We start from the raw sequence: 339 nt of genomic DNA, 5'->3' as shown, positions 1-339 counted from the left end.
GTTGAAGCACAGCGCCTACCATGAATAAGAAGCCTACTGCTAGGAAGAACAGCGCTAGAGCAAATTTCACTGGTGAGCTCGGCTCACGTTTACCCAGTTTCACCCATACCGCAGCCAATAGTGGTGCGAGTAGCATGATGAAGAACGGGTTTAGCGATTGGAACCAAGCAGCAGGAACTTCAAAGCTACCTAACATACGGTCAGTGTATTGCTGGGTGTAGATGTTCATCAAGCCGCCAGCTTGCTCAAAACCTGCCCAGAACACGATAACGAATAGACCCAGTACCATGATCACTTTTAGGCGATCAGTTTCTTGTTTGGTCAATGGTGCTTTCTGCT

The 339-nt window shown here is 48.1% G+C and carries 1 pseudogene; it reads right to left on the bottom strand.

Annotated features, from left to right (window positions below):
- Window positions 1–339, bottom strand: a pseudogene (locus AB4585_RS27645) (dipeptide/tripeptide permease); the annotation flags it as partial.

It is taken from the genome of Vibrio sp. 10N.222.49.C9, assembly GCF_041474985.1.
In the GTDB taxonomy this organism is placed as follows: domain Bacteria; phylum Pseudomonadota; class Gammaproteobacteria; order Enterobacterales; family Vibrionaceae; genus Vibrio; species Vibrio crassostreae_C.
This window is presented reverse-complemented; position numbering and strand designations above follow the sequence as displayed.